This window comes from Janibacter anophelis NBRC 107843, from assembly GCF_001570945.1.
Lineage (GTDB): Bacteria > Actinomycetota > Actinomycetes > Actinomycetales > Dermatophilaceae > Janibacter > Janibacter anophelis.
On record NZ_BCSQ01000116.1, the window covers coordinates 1 to 1,055 of the forward strand.

Annotated in this window: 1 rRNA gene; it reads right to left on the bottom strand. The window is 55.5% G+C overall.

The features are described from left to right. Positions 1-749: ribosomal RNA gene (locus JAN01S_RS16395) — 16S ribosomal RNA — on the bottom strand; the annotation flags it as partial. Positions 750-1,055: the final 306 nt, after the last annotated feature.

Genomic DNA, 1,055 nt, shown 5'->3' on the forward strand with positions numbered 1-1,055 from the left:
TGCTTTCGCTTCTCAGCGTCAGTAGTGGCCCAGAGACCTGCCTTCGCCATCGGTGTTCCTCCTGATATCTGCGCATTTCACCGCTACACCAGGAATTCCAGTCTCCCCTACCACACTCTAGTCTGCCCGTACCCACTGCAAGTCCGGGGTTGAGCCCCGGATTTTCACAGCAGACGCGACAAACCGCCTACAAGCTCTTTACGCCCAATAATTCCGGACAACGCTCGCACCCTACGTATTACCGCGGCTGCTGGCACGTAGTTAGCCGGTGCTTCTTCTGCAGGTACCGTCACTTTCGCTTCTTCCCTGCTGAAAGAGGTTTACAACCCGAAGGCCGTCATCCCTCACGCGGCGTCGCTGCATCAGGCTTTCGCCCATTGTGCAATATTCCCCACTGCTGCCTCCCGTAGGAGTCTGGGCCGTGTCTCAGTCCCAGTGTGGCCGGTCGCCCTCTCAGGCCGGCTACCCGTCGTCGCCTTGGTGAGCCATTACCTCACCAACAAGCTGATAGGCCGCGAGCCCATCCCAGACCGAAAAACTTTCCACACCATACCCATGCGGATTGGTGTCATATCCAGTATTAGACGCCGTTTCCAGCGCTTATTCCAGAGTCCGGGGCAGGTTGCTCACGTGTTACTCACCCGTTCGCCACTGATCCACCCAAGCAAGCTTGAGCTTCACCGTTCGACTTGCATGTGTTAAGCACGCCGCCAGCGTTCGTCCTGAGCCAGGATCAAACTCTCCGTTGATGATCACAACCCCAACACACCACCCACACGGGGCGACATGCCAGAGCCAATCAATAACCCAACAAAGGGCTGAACCATGACTGAGCAAGAACAACCAGCGCAATCGCTGTTTGATTCATTGTCAACCAAAGGAAAAAATTCACTCCCAACCAACCACAGCCCCCACCACAACGATGAAGACCACAATCAGCCAAGAACGAGGTATTGGCATCGATTTTTGACACGCTGTTGAGTTCTCAAGATTCACACGCACACCCCACACCAACCACCCAACCGGGCAGAAGACACAAGGGGCAACTTCTCCAA